Below are 19403 nucleotides of genomic sequence, written 5' to 3' on the forward strand. Positions count from 1 at the left end.
CGATGCCCCCTGTCTATCGCCTGGCAATGCCAGCATTGTGCCTGTCGCTGATCCTGCCTTGTGCGTTTTCCGTCGAAGCTGCGGATCCGGCACCCGCCCCCGCCGCAGAAAAAGCCGCCGAAGAAAAACCGGTCGAACGCCAGCCACTGCTTGAGCGTAGTCAGGAAGAAGCCGCGGCACTCGAACGCAAGGTTCCGGCCCAGGAACAACAGCAACTGCAAGCGGGCAGCGACACCTTCCTCGCCCTGTGGAAACCGGCCAACACCGCCGAACCCAAAGGCGCGGTGATCCTCGTTCCCGGTGCCGGCGAAACCGCTGACTGGCCCCAGGCGATCGGCCCGTTGCGCCGCAAGTTGCCGGACGTCGAGTGGAGCAGCCTGAGTATCACCCTGCCCGATCTGCAAAGCGATGCCATCGCACCGCGCGTGGCTGAAGCCCCCGCCGCACCGAAAACCGCCGACCCGGGCAGCAAGGATTCGACCACCGCCGAGCCGATCGAACAAGCCGCCGGCGGCGAAGCCGATGTGGCCGACAAAGTCGTGGCTGAATCCACCGAAGAACAGTCCAAGGCCGACGCCGAGCGAATCTTCGCCCGCATCGACGCGGCACTGGCCTACGCCGAACAACAAAGCGCGCGCAGCATCGTCGTGCTCGGTCATGGTACCGGCGCCTACTGGGCGGCGCGTTACGTGAGCGAGCGACAGAGCTCGCAGGTCGAGAAGCTGCTGCTGGTGGCCGCGCAGACCCCGGCCAAGGCCAAACCGGAACTGGTGGAACTGACACCGACCCTGAAACTGCCGACAGCCGACATTTTCTACATGGATAAGGCGCCGGACCGCAACTCGGCACTGGAGCGCATGCAGGCGAGCAAGCGGCTGAAGACGTCCTCTTTCAGTCAGGTCGCACTCAAGGCCCTGCCGGACAACAAGGCCGAGCAGGAGCAATTGTTCCGCCGGGTGCGTGGCTGGCTGAATCCGCAGAGCCCGGACTAAAAGTCCGGACCGTCAAAACGCAGACAAAAAAAATCGCAGCCCGACGCTGCGATTTTTTTATGCCTAACGAAAATCCCGCCGTTCGCGAATCAACGTGTAGGCATTGTGCAATTCGCGGGTCCTCTCGGTGGCCTCACGCACCTGCGCCGGCGTGGCGCCCGTCCCGGCCACCTTGTCCGGGTGATGTCGGCTGAGCAGGCGTCGATAGGCACGCTTGATCTGCGCCGGTTCGCTGGTGGCCGATACGCCGAGCAGGCGCATCGCCTCCTGATAGCTCACCGCCGCGCTGACGATCGGACGCTTGTGCGGCTCGTAATCCGCCGCCAGCGCCTGAATCTGGTGCGTCGTCCAGCCCAGCCACTTGCCCCACTGCGCCAGCAATTCACGCTCGCTGACACCGGCCCGGCCATCGGCCCAGACCATTCGCCAACAGGCGCGCAACACGCCTTCGGCCGCATGAGGCTGAGCACTCAACCGACGCAGATAACCGCGCAGATTGTCGTTGCCTGACTTGCCGCGATTGAACGCGGCAATCGCCCGGCGCTGCGCCGGCTCGCTCATTTCCAGCGCGCGCATCTCGTGACGCGCCTGCTGGATGTGACCGTCCGTGACCCGCCCGTCGCTCTTGGCCAGACGCCCGAGCAACACGAACAACAGCTCGTCGTTGCGCAGCATCGGCCGACCGCCGAGTTTTTCCCGCAAATGCCCCCAGCTCTGCAAATGCAGACGCCGATCCAGCGCCTGCCCCAACAAAGCACCAAGCATGGCCCCCGGAATGCTGGCAATAGCAAAACCCGCTCCGGCTCCAATCAGAGTCCCTGGCCACAACATATCAGCGACTCGCTTCTATCAAGGCTTCAGCTTCGGCCAGACGCTCGTGCGTGCCGACATCGACCCAGTGACCTTTCAACCGCTCGCCGGTCACCTGCCCGTTCGCCATGGCTTTACGCAGCAGCGGCGCCAGTTTGAAGGCACCGTCGCTGCAGCCATCGAACAACTGCGGGTGCAGCACGGCGATACCGCTGTAGGTCAGGGTCGCCGCGTCGGTCTGGCCATCACGCACCTGGCCGTCGGTCAGGGTGAAGTCGCCGGTCGGGTGATGGGCCGGATTGTCCGCCAGCACCAGATGTGCCAGGCCGCTGATCGGCTGATGCAGCACGCTGAAGTCGTAATCGGTCCAGATGTCACCGTTAACTACCAGAAACGCGTCGTCGCCCAACAGCGGCAAGGCGCGGAAAATTCCGCCACCGGTTTCCAGTGGCTCGCCCTCTGGCGAGTACTGGATCGACACGCCGAACTGCGAACCATCGCCCAGATGATCTTCGATCTGCTGTCCGAGCCAGGCATGGTTGATCACGATCTCATTGAAACCTGCCGCCGCGAGGGCGCGCAGGTGGTATTCAATCAGCGGCACGCCACCGGCTCGCACCAGCGGTTTGGGGGTGGTCAGGGTCAGCGGGCGCATGCGCTCGCCTTTGCCCGCCGCCAGAATCATTGCCTTCATGCCGTCACTCCACCACGCAGGCTGGCGAGCAGTGCCTGCAGATCCGCCAGCTCGGGACGGCGCGCGATGACCGCTTCTATATAGGAGAAGAAACGCGGCACATCGCCGAGGTAACGCGGCTTGCCATCGCGATGGCAGATGCGGGCGAAGATGCCGATGACTTTCAGATGGCGCTGCACGCCCATCAGGTCGCTGGCGCGCAGGAACTCTTCGAAGTCCGGCTGCACCGGGATGTTAAGCGCCGACGCCTGCTGCCAGTAGCTTTCCAGCCAGCCGCGCACACGCTCTTCAGGCCAGCTGAGGAAGGCGTCCTTGAACAGGCAAGTCACGTCGTAGGTCACCGGGCCGTACACGGCGTCCTGGAAATCCAGCACGCCGGGATTTGGCTCGCTGAGCATCAGGTTGCGTGGCATGTAGTCGCGGTGCACCAAGACCTTCGGTTGGGCCAGGGCGCTGTCGATCAGCAGATCGCTGACCTTTTGCCACTGCTGCTGTTGGGTTGCATCGAACTCGACGCCCAACTCGCGTTTCACGTACCACTCGGGAAACAGTTCCAGCTCGCGGCGCAACAACGCGACGTCATAGCTCGGCAGCGGCGCCACCATCGGCAGCTGCTGAAAAGCCAGCAGTGCTTGCAGGGCATCGCTGAATAACGCGTCGGCATTTTCGCTGTCGATCACGTCCAGATAGGTCTTGTTGCCCAGGTCATTGAGCAAAAGAAACCCGCGTTCGAGGTCTTCTGCATAAATTTTCGGCACGTTGATGCCGGATTTCGCGAGCAAAAAGGCGATATCCACGAACGGTTTGCAGTTTTCCTGAGGTGGCGGCGCGTCCATCACGACGAAGCTGCGACCCGCGCCTTCCCAACGGAAATACCGACGGAAACTCGCGTCGCTGCTGGCCGCGGTCAACGTGGCCGGGGGTACGGCTCCCCAGCCCTGATCTGCAAAAAGGGTTGCCAACTGTTCATCGAGCCAAACTTTCAGGTGTTGCAAGCGTACATCTTGATCAGGCATTGCAAGGGTCTCCGACGGCGCTAGCCGTCAAGCGGGTCATGCTTTATTATCCAGCATCTTTTTCAGACCATCGAGAGGCGTGCGGCCCACACCGCGGGCAGATGGCACGCAGGAAGCCCGGACTAATAAGATGGCATTGAAATCCCCCGCGTTTCGTAAAAAATTTCCGTTGTTGGTAACCGGCAGTCTGCTGGCTATGCAACCTCTGGCCAGTTCATTCGTTGTTGCCGCCGAGCAGTATGACTGCGCCGTCTCGGCAACGGGAGGCTGGGCCTGCTCGCCGAAGACGCCGGCCGCTACCTTGCCGCCGCGTCCCGTGCATGACGGCAGTGCCGTCAGTGCCGCTGGCGAAGCCCCGGCCGAGAGCGGCTCCACTGCGGAGTCCGGGCCCAAGCCGGTACTGGTTACCGAGTCCAAGGGCCGTGGCCTGAAATCCCGTAGCGAAGACTACAGTCACCTCGACTGGGTTCCGCGCGAGAAACTCACCGCCGCCCAGCTGGCCGAGACCGGTCCTTACTGCTCTGGTTCCTATATCGAACCGATTCGTCCTGGCATGAATGACAAGACGAATAAAAGTGACGCCCCGACCTTCATCGGCGCCAAAGCGTCGCGTTACCAGCAGGATTCGCAGGTCGCGAGTCTCGCCGGTGACGTGGTCATGCGTCAGGGCAGCATGCAGGTCGAAGCCGACGAGGCCAACCTGTATCAGGCCGAGAGCCGTGGCGAACTGGCGGGCAACGTGCGCATTCGCGACAACGGCGCGCTGATCGTCGGCGACCACGCCGATGTGCAGCTGGACACCGGTGAAGCCAAGGTCGACAACGCCGAATACGTCATGCACAAGTCGCGCATCCGCGGTAACGCGCTGTACGCCAAGCGTGCCGAAAACGCGATCATCCGTCTGAAGGACGGCACATACACCACGTGCGAACCGAACAGCAACGCCTGGCAGCTCAAGGGCAACAACATCACCCTGAACCCTGCTACCGGCTTCGGTACCGCGACCAACGTGACGTTGCGGGTCAAGGACATTCCTGTCCTGTACACGCCGTACATCTACTTTCCGATCGACGACCGTCGTCAGTCGGGTTTCCTGCCGCCGACCATCGGCACCGGCAGCGACACCGGCTTCATGCTGGTGACCCCGTACTACTTCAACCTGGCACCGAACTACGATGCCACGTTGTATCCGCGCTACATGAGCAAGCGCGGCATGTTGATGGAAGGCGAATTCCGTTACCTGACCAAGTCGAGCGAAGGTCAGTTCGGCGCAGCGTATCTCAACGACGAGGACGACGAGCGCAAGGGCCAGACCGACTACGACAAGACTCGCTACATGTACAACTGGCAGCACAAGGGTGGTCTCGACTCCCGCGTGCTCACCCAGGTGGACTACACCAAGATCAGCGATCCTTATTACTTCCAGGATCTGCAGACCGACCAGATCGGCGTGAAAAGTGCCGACTACGTGAACCAGCAGGGCTCGGTCACCTATCGTGGCGACAGCTACACCGCCCGTTTGAATGCCCAGGCGTATCAGCTGGCAACCGTATCGAACATCACACCGTATGACCGCCTGCCGCAAATCACCTTCAATGGCCAGCTGCCGTATCATCCGGAAGGACTGGATTTCGATTACGAGACCGAGATCGTTCGTTTCGATCGCGATCTGAAAAATGGCGATTTCACGAACGAAGACGGCACAACCGAGCCTCGCCTCGACAACAACGTGTTCGGCCTCGCTCGCGCCAATGGCGACCGTCTGAATCTGAAACCAGGCGTCAGCCTGCCAATGAACTGGACCTATGGTTTCCTGAAACCATCGTTGAAGTACCAGTACACGCAGTATCAACTGGATCTGGACAGCAAAGGCAAGTCGGATATCGCCGCGTTGTCGCCGGAGAACCAGAAACTGTTCGGCAAGTTCGACAGCAACCAGAACCGCGGCGTACCTATCGCCAGCATTGACGGTGGCCTGTACTTCGACCGCAACACATCCTTCTTTGGCAAGAACTATCGTCAGACCCTGGAACCGCGCTTGTTCTACCTCTATGTACCCGAGGTGGACCAGGAAGACATTCCGGTATTCGACACCAGCGAGTACACCTTCAACTACGCGTCGCTGTTCCGTGACAACCGCTTCTCCGGCTCCGACCGTGTCGGCGACGAGAACAAGCTGTCGCTGGGCGTGACCAGTCGCTGGATCGAAGACGACGGCTTCGAACGTCAACGCATCAGTGTCGGCCAGGCGCTGTACTTCAAGGATCGCAAGGTTCAACTTCCGGGTATCGCGTTCAACGATCGCGACGACGCCAAGTCCAGTGTTTCGCCTTATGCACTGGAATACGAATACCGCTGGAACCGCGACTGGCGCACCACTGCCGACTACAACTGGGATCCGGACAGCCACAGCCCGCGTTCCGGCAGCGCGATGTTCCACTACCAGCCTGAAGACAACCCGAACAAGGTGGTCAACGTCGGCTATCGCTATCGCAACGACCAGGTTCGTTACGACCAGAACACCGGCAAGTGGTCGGTGGGCGGCGGTGACTACGGCACACCGGGTCAACCTGGCTACGTGAAGGACTACTACAAGATCCAGCAGCATGACTTCTCGGTCATCTGGCCAATCGTTCCACAATGGAGCGCCATCAGCCGCTGGCAGTACGACTACAACCGCAACCGTACACTGGAAGCCTTCGGTGGTTTCGAGTACGACAACTGCTGCTGGAAACTGCGCCTGATCAACCGTTACTGGGTTTCCTACGACGAATTCAGTCAGGAAGCTCCGCAAAACGAAAAAGGCGACCACGGCGTCTTCCTCCAAATTGTTCTGAAGGGACTCGGCGGCCTCACCGGCGCCAAGGTAGAGAGCTTCCTCGACAAAGGCATCCAAGGTTATCGTCAACGTGAAGACCAAGCTTTCTGATTGTCTGCGCCCGCTGATGCTGGGCGCGCTGTTCCTGGGTACCGCGGCCAACGCCGCGGTGCAGTCCATCGATAAAGTGGTGGCCATCGTCGACAACGACGTAGTCATGCAGAGCCAGCTGGATCAACGCGTCCACGAAGTTCAGCAAACCATCGCCAAGCGTGGCGGCGGTTTACCACCTCCGGGCGTGCTGGACCAACAGGTGCTCGAGCGCCTGATCGTCGAAAACCTGCAACTGCAGATCGGCGAGCGTTCCGGTATCCGCATCACCGATGAGGAACTGAACCAGGCTGTGGGCACCATTGCCCAGCGCAACAACATGACCCCGGAGCAGTTCCGCATTGCCCTGTCCCGTGACGGCCTCTCCTATGAAGACGCTCGCGAGCAGATCCGCCGCGAAATGATCATCAGCCGTGTACGCCAGCGCCGCGTGGCCGAACGCATCCAGGTCTCGGAACAGGAGGTGAAGAACTTCCTTGCCTCCGACCTGGGCAAGATGCAACTGTCCGAAGAGCTGCATCTGGCCAACATCCTGATCCCGACCCCGGAAAGCGCCAACTCCGAAGCGATTCAGAGTGCCGCTCGCAAGGCGATGGAGGTTTACCAGCAGCTCAAGCAAGGCGCCGACTTCGGCCAGATGGCCGTAGCCAACTCTGCCAGTGACAACGCGCTGGAAGGCGGCGATATGGGCTGGCGTAAAGCCGCTCAACTGCCACCGCCGTTCGACCGTGAACTGAGCCGCATGGCGACTGGCGAAATCACTCAACCGGCACGCACTCCGGGTGGTTTCATCATCCTGAAGCTGCTGGAAAAACGTGGTGGCGAGAGCCAGATGCGCGACGAAGTGCATGTGCGCCACATCCTGGTCAAGCCAAGTCCGGTTCGCGACGAAGCCAAGACCAAGGAGCTGGCCCAATCGCTCTACAACCGCATCGAAGCCGGTGAAGATTTCGCCGAACTGGCCAAGAAGTATTCGGAAGACCCGGGCTCTGCCCTCAACGGCGGCGACCTGAACTGGATCGACCCGAACGCACTGGTACCGGAATTCCGCGCCGTGATGGCCAAGTCCCCGCAGGGTCAGCTGTCCAAGCCGTTCCAGACCCAGTACGGCTGGCACGTTCTGGAAGTCCTTGGCCGTCGCGCCACCGATAGCACCGAACAGGCCCGTGAGCAGCAAGCGATGACCGTACTGCGTAACCGCAAATACGACGAAGAGCTGCAAACCTGGCTGCGTCAGATCCGTGACGAAGCGTACGTAGAGATCAAACTCCCTGGTGCAGACCAGGCAGCGCAGTGAAACCCAAGCGTTTCGCGCTGACACCCGGCGAACCGGCCGGCATCGGTCCCGACCTGTGCCTGCTGCTCGCCTCGCAAGCCCAGCCACATCCCCTGATTGCCATCACCAGCCGCGACCTGCTCCAAGAGCGGGCCGCGCAGCTGGGGCTGGCCGTCAGCTTGCTGGAAGTGGCGCCTGACCACTGGCCGGACGCACCGGCGCCCGCCAACAGCCTGTACGTCTGGGACACCCCGCTCAGCGCCCCCGTGGTCGCCGGGCAACTGGACAAGGCCAACGCCGCATTCGTCCTCGAAACCCTGACCCGCGCCGGCAACGGCTGCCTGAACGGCGACTTCGCCGGAATGATCACCGCCCCGGTGCACAAAGGCGTGATCAACGAATCGGGCATCGCGTTTTCCGGCCACACCGAATTTCTCGCCGACCTGACCCACACCGCCCAAGTGGTAATGATGCTCGCGACCCGCGGTTTGCGCGTGGCGCTGGTCACCACTCACCTGCCCTTGCGCGACATCGCCGATGCGATCACGCCGGAGCGGCTGGAGCGGGTCACGCGGATTCTGCACGCTGATCTGCAACAAAAATTCGGCATCGCCCAACCGCGCATCCTGGTCTGCGGGCTTAACCCGCACGCCGGTGAAGGCGGACACCTGGGCCATGAAGAAATCGACATCATCGAACCCACATTGGAGCGCCTGCGCGGCGAGGGCATGGACCTTCGTGGCCCGCTGCCTGCCGACACTCTGTTTACCCCCAAATATCTGGAGCACTGCGATGCAGTGCTGGCGATGTACCACGACCAGGGCCTGCCCGTGCTGAAGTACAAAGGCTTCGGCGCTGCAGTCAACGTGACCCTGGGCCTGCCGATCATCCGCACGTCGGTCGACCATGGCACCGCCCTGGATCTGGCCGGCAGCGGCAAGATCGACACCGGCAGCCTGCAAGTCGCCCTGGAAACCGCCTACCAGATGGCCGAGACCCGTTTATGACCGAGCAATACCAACACAAGGCGCGCAAACGCTTTGGCCAGAACTTCCTGCACGATGCCGGCGTCATCGACCGCATCCTGCGCTCCATCAGTGCCAAGGCCGGCGACCGCATGCTGGAAATCGGGCCGGGCCAGGGCGCATTGACCGCCGGCATCCTCAACTCCGGCGCACAGCTGGACGTGGTGGAGCTGGACAAGGACCTGATCCCGATCCTCAACCAGCAGTTTGCCAACAAGAGCAATTTCAACCTGCATCAGGGCGATGCGCTGAAGTTCGATTTCAACAGCCTGAACGCTGCGCCGAACAGCCTGCGCGTGGTCGGCAACCTGCCATACAACATCTCCACGCCGCTGATTTTCCACCTGCTGAACAACGCCGGCATCATCCGCGACATGCACTTCATGCTGCAGAAGGAAGTGGTCGAGCGTCTGGCCGCAGGTCCGGGTGGCGGTGACTGGGGTCGATTGTCGATCATGGTTCAGTACCACTGCCGGGTCGAACACCTGTTCAACGTCGGCCCGGGCGCATTCAATCCGCCACCGAAAGTCGACTCGGCAATTGTCCGCTTGGTACCGCACGCGGTGCTGCCGCATCCGGCCAAGGATCATCGCCTGCTCGAGCGTGTGGTGCGTGAAGCCTTCAACCAGCGCCGCAAGACCCTGCGCAACACCCTCAAGCAGTTGCTGAGCAATGCCGAAATCGAAGCCGCCGGCGTCGATGGCAGCCTGCGCCCCGAGCAACTCGATCTGGCCGCGTTCGTGCGCCTGGCCGACAAGCTCGCCGAACAGCCGGCAAAGGCGCCTGAAGCCGACTGACCGGCAATGATCGCTATCGGGCGGGACGCCAACTCTGGTCTACTGCCCGATACTTGCCTAGACTGAATCCCAATCAGCTACGCCCCGCGTCCCGCTTCGTTTTTAAGGCCTTTTGCATGTCCGATCCTCGCTACCAGGTCGATGTCAGTGTCGTTACCCACTATCTGGCAGACCAATCGCAACCCGAGCACGAGCGCTTTGCCTTCGCCTACACCATCACCGTGCAGAACAATGGCGAGCAACCGGCCCGCCTGATGTCGCGCCACTGGGTGATAACCGATGGCGACGGGCATGTCGAAGAAGTGCGCGGCGCCGGCGTGGTCGGCCAGCAACCGTTGATCGGCGCCGGTAAAAGCCACACCTACAGCAGTGGCACGGTGATGACCACCAAGGTCGGTACCATGCAGGGCACTTACGAAATGGTCGCCGACGACGGCAAGCATTTCGATGCGATCATCAAGCCCTTCCGCCTCGCCGTTCCCGGAGCCCTGCACTGATGGCGACCTATGCCGTCGGCGACCTGCAAGGCTGCCTCGAACCGCTCAAATGCCTGCTCAAGCAGGTGGCGTTCGACCCGGCTCTGGATCGCCTGTGGCTGGTGGGTGATCTGGTCAACCGAGGCCCCCAATCGCTGGAAACCCTGCGCTTCCTTTATGGCATGCGCGACTCGCTGGTCTGCGTACTCGGTAATCACGACCTGCACTTGCTGGCAGCGGCGAAGAACATCGAGCGCATGAAGAAGTCCGACACGCTGCGTGAAATCCTTGAAGCGCCGGACTGCGCCGAACTGATGGAATGGTTGCGCCAGCAGAAACTCATGCACTACGACGAACAACGCGAAGTGGCCATGGTGCACGCGGGTATCCCGCCGCAATGGTCGCTGCGCAAGGCGCTCAAGTACGCTGAAGAAGTCGAGACCGCGCTGCGTGACGACAACCTGCTTCCACCCTTTCTCGACGGCATGTACGGTAACGAGCCGGCGAAATGGGACAGCGACCTCAAAGGCGTGACACGCCTGCGAGTCATCACCAATTACTTCACCCGCATGCGTTTCTGCACCGCCGAAGGCAAGCTCGACCTCAAGAGCAAGGAAGGCCTCGACACCGCGCCGCCGGGCTACAAGCCCTGGTTCCAGCACAAGGAACGCAAGACCCGTGGTCTGCGGATCATTTTCGGTCACTGGGCGGCACTGGAAGGCAACGTTCACGAGCCCGGCATCTCGGCCCTCGACACCGGTTGCGTATGGGGCGGCAGCCTGACCCTGATGAACGTCGACAGCGGCGAACGCCTGTCATGCAAATGCGACGAGCATGGGGCCGTACTGCCCAACGTCGCGCCACTGATCACCGAATCTTCTCCCGTCAGCGCCCCGCGCTAGACTGCGTTTTCAGCCGAGCCACAGGAGCCCGCCATGAGCGAATTCAAACGTATCCCCCCGGAACAGGCCCAGGCCCTGCGCGAGCAAGGTGCTGTGGTCGTCGACGTCCGTGACCCGGCAACATTTGCCGCACTGCACATCAGCGGCTCGAAGCATCTGGATAATCATTCCCTCCATGCTTTCATCCAGGGCGCCGACCTCGATGCACCCACCGTCGTGGTCTGCTACCACGGCAACTCGAGCCAGGGTGCTGCGGCGTACCTCGTGAGCCAAGGCTTCTCCAACGTCTACAGCATGGACGGCGGCTTCGAACTGTGGCGTACGACTTTTCCTGCGGAAACCGCGCAAGGCACCTCCGAATAATTTTTTTGTAACGTGCAGGCCCCGGCTCCCGCGGGCTTGCGCGGTGGCAGACGAACGGTCTGCCACAACTAATTACGTATCTCGCCTTTACCTCCCGAATTCCCAACTATCCTTAAGCCCAGGCCATCCAAAACAGGGGAGAGCCGGTACACCGGCGCACGGGTCATCGGGAGTGACTTTCGCGATTGTCGATCGCGAAAGTGTTCTGGGGGGTAAACAACAGCTGCCATTGCAGCTGCTTGCCAGCATCGACTGAGTGATCCGGCGTCGGCTCCACGTATCGAGCGAGGTGACGTCATGAGTATCTTTAGCCACTTCCAACAACGCTTCGAGTCCACACGCCAGGAAGAATTCTCCCTGCAGGAGTACCTGGAACTGTGCAAAAAGGATCGCAGTGCCTACGTTTCCGCCGCCGAGCGTCTATTGCTGGCCATCGGCGAACCGGAACTGCTCGACACCTCGACCAACTCGAGACTGTCGCGCATCTTTTCCAACAAGGTGATCCGTCGCTATCCGGCCTTTGAAGACTTCCACGGGATGGAAGAATGCATCGACCAGATCGTGTCGTATTTCCGTCATGCCGCTCAGGGCCTGGAAGAGAAGAAACAGATCCTCTATCTGCTCGGCCCTGTCGGCGGCGGCAAGTCGTCCCTGGCCGAGAAGCTGAAACAGCTCATCGAAAAAGTGCCCTTCTATGCGATCAAGGGCTCGCCGGTATTCGAATCGCCACTGGGTCTGTTCAACGCCACCGAAGATGGCGCGATCCTCGAAGAAGACTTCGGCATTCCACGGCGCTACCTGAACACCATCATGTCGCCATGGGCCACCAAGCGCCTGGCCGAATTCGGCGGCGACATCAGCCAGTTCCGTGTGGTCAAACTGTACCCGTCGATCCTCAACCAGATCGCCGTGGCCAAGACCGAACCGGGTGACGAAAACAACCAGGACATCTCCGCGCTGGTGGGCAAGGTCGATATCCGCAAACTCGAAGAATTCCCGCAGAACGACGCCGACGCCTACAGCTACTCCGGTGCGCTGTGCCGGGCCAACCAGGGCCTGATGGAATTCGTCGAGATGTTCAAGGCACCGATCAAGGTGCTCCACCCATTGCTGACCGCCACTCAGGAAGGCAACTACAACAGTACCGAAGGCCTTGGCGCGATTCCGTTCACCGGGATCCTGCTCGCCCACTCCAACGAATCGGAGTGGCACACCTTCCGCAACAACAAGAACAACGAAGCCTTCATCGACCGGATCTACATCGTCAAGGTGCCGTACTGCCTGCGCGTCAGTGACGAGGTGAAGATCTACGACAAGCTGCTGTTCAACAGCTCCCTGGCCAAGGCGCATTGCGCGCCGGACACCCTGAAGATGCTGGCGCAGTTCACCGTGCTGTCCCGCCTGAAGGAGCCTGAAAACTCCAACATCTACTCCAAGATGCGGGTGTATGACGGCGAAAACCTCAAGGACACCGATCCGAAGGCCAAGTCGATCCAGGAATACCGCGATGCAGCGGGCGTCGACGAAGGCATGAACGGTCTGTCGACCCGGTTCGCGTTCAAGATCCTGTCCAAGGTCTTCAACTTCGATCCCCATGAAATCGCCGCCAACCCGGTACACCTGCTCTACGTGCTGGAACAGCAGATCGAACAGGAACAGTTCCAGGCCGAGACCCGGGAACGCTATCTGCGCTACCTGAAAGAGTACCTGGCACCGCGTTATATCGAATTCATCGGCAAGGAGATCCAGACCGCCTACCTCGAGTCTTACAGCGAGTACGGCCAGAACATCTTCGACCGCTACGTGCTGTATGCGGACTTCTGGATTCAGGATCAGGAATACCGCGATCCGGAAACCGGCGAGATCCTCAACCGCGTCGCCCTCAACGAGGAGCTGGAAAAAATCGAGAAACCGGCCGGCATCAGCAATCCGAAGGATTTCCGAAACGAAATCGTCAACTTCGTGCTGCGCGCCCGGGCCAACAACAACGGCAAGAACCCGACCTGGCTCAGCTACGAAAAACTGCGGGTGGTCATCGAGAAGAAAATGTTCTCGAACACCGAAGACCTGCTGCCAGTCATCAGCTTCAACGCCAAGGCCAGCAAAGAGGATCAACAGAAGCACAACGACTTCGTTACACGAATGGTCGAACGCGGCTACACCGACAAACAGGTACGACTGCTCTCCGAGTGGTACCTGCGGGTCAGAAAATCACAGTAAACCGCGGCCGGTCAGACCGGTTGTCGTCAGCCCGAGGCCTGTGCCTGCATTTTCTGCTACACAGGCCTCTGGAAGGTGTTCGAAAGGCGGTAGCGAGGTTCAGGCAGCACCCAAAGCGCTTGGGGGAGCGTGTACGTCCCTTGGCATTCGGTTCAATGCTGCATGACCGCTCGCCCCTTTGCAGGACAGCTTCTAAGGAGCAGTCATGAGCTATGTGATCGACCGACGTCTCAATGGCAAGAACAAGAGCACGGTGAACCGTCAGCGCTTCCTGCGGCGTTACCGTGACCACATCAAGAAGGCTGTCGAAGAGGCGGTCAGCCGGCGTTCCATCACCGATATGGAACACGGCGAGCAGATCAGCATTCCCGGTCGCGATATCGACGAACCGGTGCTTCACCATGGTCGCGGCGGCAAGCAGACCGTGGTTCACCCCGGCAACAAGGAATTCACCGCTGGCGAACACATCGCCCGTCCGCCGGGAGGCGGCGGAGGCCGAGGGCCGGGCAAGGCCGGCAACTCCGGCGAAGGCATGGACGAGTTCGTCTTCCAGATCACCCAGGAAGAATTCCTCGAATTCATGTTCGAGGACCTCGAACTGCCCAACCTGGTCAAGCGCAACCTGACCGGCACCGACACCTTCAAGACCGTACGTGCGGGGATCAGCAACGAGGGCAACCCGTCGCGGATCAACATCATCCGTACCCTGCGTTCGGCCCACGCCCGGCGCATTGCGCTCTCGGGCAGCAGCCGCGCCAAACTGCGCGAGGTCAAAGAGGAACTGGCGCGACTCAAACGCGAAGAACCCGACAACTTCGGCGACATTCAGGATCTCGAGGCAGAAATCGAGAAACTCAGTGCGCGCATCCATCGGGTGCCGTTCCTCGACACCTTCGACCTCAAGTACAACCTGCTGATCAAGCAGCCAAACCCCAGCTCGAAAGCCGTGATGTTCTGCCTGATGGACGTTTCCGGCTCCATGACCCAGGCGACCAAGGACATCGCCAAACGGTTTTTCATCCTGTTGTACCTGTTCCTCAAGCGGAACTACGACAAGATCGACGTGGTGTTCATCCGCCACCACACCAGCGCCCGCGAAGTGGACGAAGAGGAGTTTTTCTATTCCCGCGAGACCGGCGGCACCATCGTTTCCAGCGCCCTGAAACTGATGCAGGAGATCATGGCCGAGCGCTATCCGAGCAATGAATGGAACATCTACGCCGCGCAGGCTTCCGACGGCGACAACTGGAACGACGATTCGCCGATCTGCCGCGACATCCTGATCAACCAGATCATGCCGTTCGTGCAGTACTACACTTACGTGGAGATCACCCCGCGCGAACATCAGGCCTTGTGGTACGAGTACGAACGCATCGCCGAAGCCTTTTCCGACACTTTTGCCCAGCAGCAACTGGTCTCGGCCGGGGATATCTATCCGGTCTTCCGTGAACTCTTCCAGCGCAGGTTAGTGACATGACCGCCAAGACCGCCAAAGAGCAGAAGCGCCAACCCATTTCCACAGGCTCGGAATGGACTTTCGAGCTGATCCAGACGTACGACCGTGAAATCGCCCGTATCGCGGCCCGTTATGCTTTGGATACCTACCCCAACCAGATCGAAGTGATTACCGCCGAGCAGATGATGGACGCCTACGCTTCGGTTGGCATGCCGCTGGGCTATCACCATTGGTCCTACGGCAAGCACTTCCTCAGCACTGAGAAATCCTACAGCCGCGGGCAGATGGGGCTGGCGTACGAGATCGTGATCAACTCGGACCCGTGCATCGCGTACCTGATGGAAGAAAACACCATCTGCATGCAGGCACTGGTGGTTGCGCATGCCTGCTACGGCCACAACAGTTTCTTCAAGGGCAACTATCTGTTCCGCACCTGGACCGACGCCAGTTCGATCATCGATTACCTGGTGTTCGCCAAGCAGTACATCATGCAGTGCGAGGAGCGCCACGGGATTGATGCCGTAGAGGATCTGCTCGATTCCTGCCACGCCCTGATGAACTACGGTGTCGACCGCTACAAACGTCCGTACCCGATTTCCGCCGAGGAAGAGCGGCGTCGGCAGAAGGATCGCGAAGAACACCTGCAGAAGCAGATCAACGACCTGTGGCGCACCATTCCCAAAGGCGCAGACAAGTACAGCGACAAGGACAACGCACGCTTTCCGGCCGAGCCACAGGAAAACATCCTGTATTTCATCGAGAAGCACGCGCCATTGCTGGAGCCTTGGCAGCGCGAGATCGTGCGGATCGTGCGCAAGATCGCCCAGTATTTCTATCCACAGCGCCAGACCCAGGTGATGAACGAAGGCTGGGCGACGTTCTGGCACTACACGCTGATGAACGACCTGTACGACGAAGGCCTGGTGACCGACGGCTTCATGATGGAGTTCCTGACGTCCCACACCAGCGTGGTGTTCCAGCCGGGGTTCGACAGCCCTTATTACAACGGCATCAACCCATACGCACTGGGCTTTGCGATGTATCGCGACATCCGTCGCATGTGCGAAGAGCCTACGGAAGAAGACCGCCGCTGGTTCCCGGAAATCGCCGGCAGCGACTGGCTGTCGACCATCAAGTTCGCCATGAGCAGCTTCAAGGATGAGAGCTTCATCCTGCAGTACCTGTCACCCAAGGTGATCCGCGACCTGAAACTGTTCAGCATTCTCGATGACGACCAGAAGGACGATCTGCTGGTGCCTGCGATCCATGACGAGGGCGGCTACAGGATCATTCGCGAAACGCTCGCAGCGCAATACAACCTCGGCAATCGCGAACCGAACGTGCAGATCTACAGCATCGACCGCCGCGGCGACCGCTCGCTGACTCTTCGCCACCAGCAACACGACCGCAAACCGCTGGGCGATTCCACCGAGGAGGTCCTGAAACACCTGCACCGGTTGTGGGGCTTCGACATTCATCTGGAAACCCTGCAAGGCGACCAGATCATGAAGACCCATCACGTTCCGCCTCGTAGCGAACACAGCGAGGGGGATTACGGTCGACTCGACCTGGCCGTCATTCATCTTTGATCCCGTTCAGGCCTCCGAAAGTCCGGCGCAAGAGTTATCCTGTCGGGCCAACGGAGGTTTTTTATGCAGATTTACAAGGTCGGCGGTGCGGTACGTGATCGCCTGCTGGGCAACCCGGTCACCGATATCGATTGGGTGGTGGTCGGCGCGACCACAGAAGAAATGCTCGCCAAGGGGTTTCGCCCGGTCGGCGCGGACTTCCCGGTTTTTCTTCACCCGAAAAGCGGCGAGGAGTACGCCCTCGCCCGCACCGAGCGCAAGAGCGGTCGCGGTTATGGTGGTTTCACCTTTCACGCCAGCCCCGAGGTCACACTTGAAGAAGACCTGATCCGCCGTGACCTTACGATCAACGCCATGGCTGAGGATGATCAGCAAAATCTGACCGACCCCTACCACGGCCAGCGCGATCTCGAAGAACGGATTCTGCGCCACGTTTCCCCCGCGTTTGCCGAAGATCCGCTCAGGGTTCTGCGCGTTGCGCGCTTTGCTGCCCGCTACGCGGAGCTTGGTTTCAAGGTGGCGCCCGAGACATTGGAGCTGATGCGTCAGCTCAGCGAATCGGGTGAGCTGGAAGCCCTTACGGCCGAACGCAGTTGGAAAGAGATTTCCCGCGCACTGATGGAAGATCAGCCCCAGGTTTTCATTCAGGTGCTGCGCGATTGCGGCGCCTTGAAGGTGCTGATGCCAGAGGTCGATGCCTTGTTCGGCGTGCCGCAACCGGAAGCCCATCACCCGGAAATCGACAGCGGCATCCACACCCTGAGCGTGCTTGAGCAGTCAGCCCTGCACAAGCAGCCGTTGACCGTGCGCTGGGCCTGCCTGCTGCACGACCTCGGCAAAGGCCTTACTCCAGAGGAGGAATGGCCACGACACATCGCCCATGAGCACAAAGGCCTGAAGTTGATCAAAGCGGTCAACGAGCGCTTCAAGGCACCGAAGGACTGTCAGGAACTGGCCTTGCTGGTCGGCCAATATCACACCCACGGGCATCGCGCCCTGGAGCTGAAGGCTTCGACCTTGCTCGAGTTGCTGCAAAGCTTTGACGTTTACCGTCGGCCACAGCGTTTCGAAGAGTTCATCGTCGCGTGCGAGATGGATGCCCGAGGCCGCAAAGGGCTTGAGCAGCGCAGTTATCCACAGGCGGATTACCTGCGCGGCGCGGCCAATGTGGCGCGCGGCGTGGCAGTGCAGCCGTTGCTGGAGAAGGGATTCAAAGGCCCGGAACTGGGCGAGGCACTCAAGCGCGAACGGCTCAAGGCGCTGAAGGTTTACAAGGAATCGGCGGCGTCCTGAAAACATTTGATCCGCCCTCGCCAGGGCGGATCAAACCGTTCAAGCCAGACCTGAAGGCGTGAGCTGAGTACCGCGCCATTCAAATCCGACCGGTGCCAGCACCTGATCGATCTGCGCTTCGGCCCACAATGTGGCAAAGCTTTTTCCTACACCGGGATGTACCCGATCCGGCGCAATCAAAGACAGCGGCCACAGCACAAAGGCATTTTTCAGGATTTCCGCCCGGGGCAGGATCAGCCCGTCGAAGTTGCCGGCCAGATCGCCGTACAGCAACACGTCGATATCCAGCGGCAAGCCCTTGCGATCCGGCGCATAGCGACCGTTGTCCGCTTCAATGAACTTCAAGCGGCGATCCAGCTCGATCAACGGCAGATCGGTGAACGCCGACACCACGAAGTTGAAGAACGGCCCGCTCTTGATTCCCACCGGCTGGCTTTCGAACACAGGCGAACAGCGGATATCCACCAGAAACGTGGACAAGGCATCCAGACCGGCCTGCAAATGGGTTTCGCGCTCGATATTGCTACCGAGCCCGAGATAGATCTGGGTCAGCGGCATCCGCGCTCGATCTCCACACCCACACCACCCTTGGCGGCCGGCACGGCACCTAGCTTGGTCAGTTTCAGGCGCACCCAGGTGATCTTGAATTCATTCATCAGCACTTCAACCAGACGCTCGGCGAAGGTCTCGACCAGTTGATACCGGGATTGCTCGGCAAAGGCCTGGATCCGTGTGGACACACTGGCGTAATCGAGCGCCAGGGTCAGGTCGTCACCGGCGGCGGCCGGGCGATTGTCCCAGGCGAAGCTCAAATCAAGACGCAGGCACTGTCGGATGCCGCGCTCCCAGTCGTAGGCACCGATCACGGTGTCGACTTCCAGGCCCTCGATAAACACTCTGTCCAAGCACTTTTCTCCGCTGCACGACAAGGGCGCAATGCGCCGTTAGAATCAGGGCGTCCTCGCCCGGAATAGTTAGCATGTTTTGGTTACTGGCGATCCTCGCCTACCTGCTCGGCTCTCTGTCCTTCGCCATTTTGCTCAGCCGCCTGACCGGGAATCCGGATCCGCGAATGAGTGGCTCGGGTAATGCCGGCGCCACCAACATGCTGCGCCTGGCCGGACGCAAACTCGCGATCCTGACCCTGCTGGGTGATCTGTGCAAAGGCCTGTTGCCGGTGCTGATCGCTTCGGCAATGGGCCTTTCGCTGCAGGATCAGGCGTGGATCGGCGTCTGCGCCGTGATCGGTCACCTGTTCCCGTTGTACTTCCGCTTTCGCGGTGGCAAGGGCGTCGCCACGGCGGCCGGCATGCTGCTGGGCCTGTATCCACCCGCTGCGCTGCTGGCCGTGTGCGCCTGGCTGCTGACGTTCTACCTGACCCGCACCAGCTCGCTGGCGGCGTTGATCGCCACTCCGCTGACCCTGCCGTTGCTGGCCTGGCAGGAACCGGCAGCGCTGTTGCCGATGAGCACGCTGACACTGCTGATCGTCTGGCGCCACCGGGGCAATCTACGCGACCTGTTCGCCGGGCGCGAACGGCATTTTTAAATACCGCACGTGAGCG

General features: G+C 60.6%; 18 protein-coding genes. 13 read left to right on the forward strand and 5 right to left on the reverse strand.

Going from position 1 to position 19403, the window contains the following annotated elements; all coding sequences use genetic code 11:
* Positions 1-2 precede the first annotated feature (2 nt).
* The gene (locus AC07XZ_RS00155; RefSeq protein ID WP_085746583.1) at positions 3-992 is read left to right on the forward strand and encodes an alpha/beta hydrolase family protein; all 990 of its coding nucleotides are present in this window, start codon (positions 3-5) and stop codon (positions 990-992) included.
* Between the two features lie 63 nt (positions 993-1055).
* Here the strand turns inward: AC07XZ_RS00155 and AC07XZ_RS00160 are convergent, their stop codons facing one another.
* From AC07XZ_RS00160 to AC07XZ_RS00170, 3 genes are read right to left on the reverse strand one after another with little or no spacing between them, the layout of a single operon-like run.
* A complete protein-coding gene (locus AC07XZ_RS00160) occupies positions 1056-1823 on the reverse strand; it encodes a TerB family tellurite resistance protein (RefSeq protein WP_102685683.1) in 768 nt (255 codons plus the stop codon).
* Position 1824: 1 nt separating this feature from the next.
* Positions 1825-2496, reverse strand: coding sequence for an N-acetylmuramate alpha-1-phosphate uridylyltransferase MurU (murU, locus tag AC07XZ_RS00165; RefSeq protein WP_102685684.1), 672 nt, complete (start codon positions 2494-2496; stop codon positions 1825-1827).
* Complete coding sequence (locus AC07XZ_RS00170) at positions 2493-3512, reverse strand: aminoglycoside phosphotransferase family protein (RefSeq protein WP_085746586.1); 1020 nt, start codon at positions 3510-3512, stop codon at positions 2493-2495. Before AC07XZ_RS00170 ends, murU begins: the two co-directional genes overlap by 4 nt.
* Positions 3513-3642: 130 nt before the next feature.
* On the opposite strand from AC07XZ_RS00170, the gene AC07XZ_RS00175 reads away from it, so the two are divergent.
* The 11 genes from AC07XZ_RS00175 (at position 3643) to AC07XZ_RS00225 (ending at position 17838) form a co-directional block, all read left to right on the forward strand.
* Positions 3643-6441, forward strand: a complete 2799-nt coding sequence (locus tag AC07XZ_RS00175; RefSeq protein ID WP_102685685.1) for an LPS-assembly protein LptD — start codon at positions 3643-3645, stop codon at positions 6439-6441.
* Positions 6422-7738, forward strand: a complete 1317-nt coding sequence (surA, locus tag AC07XZ_RS00180; protein WP_139832903.1) for a peptidylprolyl isomerase SurA — start codon at positions 6422-6424, stop codon at positions 7736-7738. The genes AC07XZ_RS00175 and surA overlap by 20 nt, the downstream gene beginning before the upstream one ends.
* Entirely contained in the window at positions 7735-8724 is a 990-nt protein-coding gene (pdxA, locus tag AC07XZ_RS00185; RefSeq protein WP_102685686.1) for a 4-hydroxythreonine-4-phosphate dehydrogenase PdxA, read from the forward strand. Before surA ends, pdxA begins: the two co-directional genes overlap by 4 nt.
* Complete coding sequence (rsmA, locus tag AC07XZ_RS00190; protein ID WP_085746589.1) at positions 8721-9539, forward strand: 16S rRNA (adenine(1518)-N(6)/adenine(1519)-N(6))-dimethyltransferase RsmA; 819 nt, start codon at positions 8721-8723, stop codon at positions 9537-9539. Before pdxA ends, rsmA begins: the two co-directional genes overlap by 4 nt.
* Positions 9540-9655: 116 nt before the next feature.
* Positions 9656-10036: a Co2+/Mg2+ efflux facilitator ApaG/CorD gene (apaG, locus tag AC07XZ_RS00195; RefSeq protein ID WP_064380341.1), complete on the forward strand. Its 381-nt coding sequence runs from the start codon at positions 9656-9658 to the stop codon at positions 10034-10036.
* Positions 10036-10917, forward strand: coding sequence for a symmetrical bis(5'-nucleosyl)-tetraphosphatase (locus AC07XZ_RS00200; RefSeq protein ID WP_102685687.1), 882 nt, complete (start codon positions 10036-10038; stop codon positions 10915-10917). Before apaG ends, AC07XZ_RS00200 begins: the two co-directional genes overlap by 1 nt.
* A gap of 33 nt (positions 10918-10950) precedes the next feature.
* Positions 10951-11280, forward strand: coding sequence for a thiosulfate sulfurtransferase GlpE (gene glpE, locus AC07XZ_RS00205; protein ID WP_102685688.1), 330 nt, complete (start codon positions 10951-10953; stop codon positions 11278-11280).
* Positions 11281-11577: 297 nt separating this feature from the next.
* Positions 11578-13500, forward strand: coding sequence for a PrkA family serine protein kinase (locus AC07XZ_RS00210; protein WP_007959909.1), 1923 nt, complete (start codon positions 11578-11580; stop codon positions 13498-13500).
* 205 nt (positions 13501-13705) lie between these two features.
* Positions 13706-14977 (forward strand): YeaH/YhbH family protein, encoded by a 1272-nt coding sequence (locus AC07XZ_RS00215; protein WP_007959907.1) that lies wholly within the window; start codon positions 13706-13708, stop codon positions 14975-14977.
* A complete protein-coding gene (locus tag AC07XZ_RS00220) occupies positions 14974-16545 on the forward strand; it encodes a SpoVR family protein (RefSeq protein WP_011336213.1) in 1572 nt (523 codons plus the stop codon). Before AC07XZ_RS00215 ends, AC07XZ_RS00220 begins: the two co-directional genes overlap by 4 nt.
* Positions 16546-16608: 63 nt before the next feature.
* Positions 16609-17838 (forward strand): multifunctional CCA addition/repair protein, encoded by a 1230-nt coding sequence (locus tag AC07XZ_RS00225; RefSeq protein ID WP_085746592.1) that lies wholly within the window; start codon positions 16609-16611, stop codon positions 17836-17838.
* Positions 17839-17877: 39 nt separating this feature from the next.
* Here the strand turns inward: AC07XZ_RS00225 and folK are convergent, their stop codons facing one another.
* Entirely contained in the window at positions 17878-18396 is a 519-nt protein-coding gene (gene folK / locus AC07XZ_RS00230) for a 2-amino-4-hydroxy-6-hydroxymethyldihydropteridine diphosphokinase (RefSeq protein ID WP_039768074.1), read from the reverse strand.
* Positions 18387-18743, reverse strand: a complete 357-nt coding sequence (folB, locus tag AC07XZ_RS00235; protein WP_102685689.1) for a dihydroneopterin aldolase — start codon at positions 18741-18743, stop codon at positions 18387-18389. Before folB ends, folK begins: the two co-directional genes overlap by 10 nt.
* A gap of 74 nt (positions 18744-18817) precedes the next feature.
* On the opposite strand from folB, the gene plsY reads away from it, so the two are divergent.
* A complete protein-coding gene (plsY, locus tag AC07XZ_RS00240; RefSeq protein WP_007959895.1) occupies positions 18818-19387 on the forward strand; it encodes a glycerol-3-phosphate 1-O-acyltransferase PlsY in 570 nt (189 codons plus the stop codon).
* The last annotated feature ends 16 nt before the right edge of the window (positions 19388-19403 follow it).

Source organism: Pseudomonas sp. GW458-11-26-14-LB4 (genome assembly GCF_059423925.1).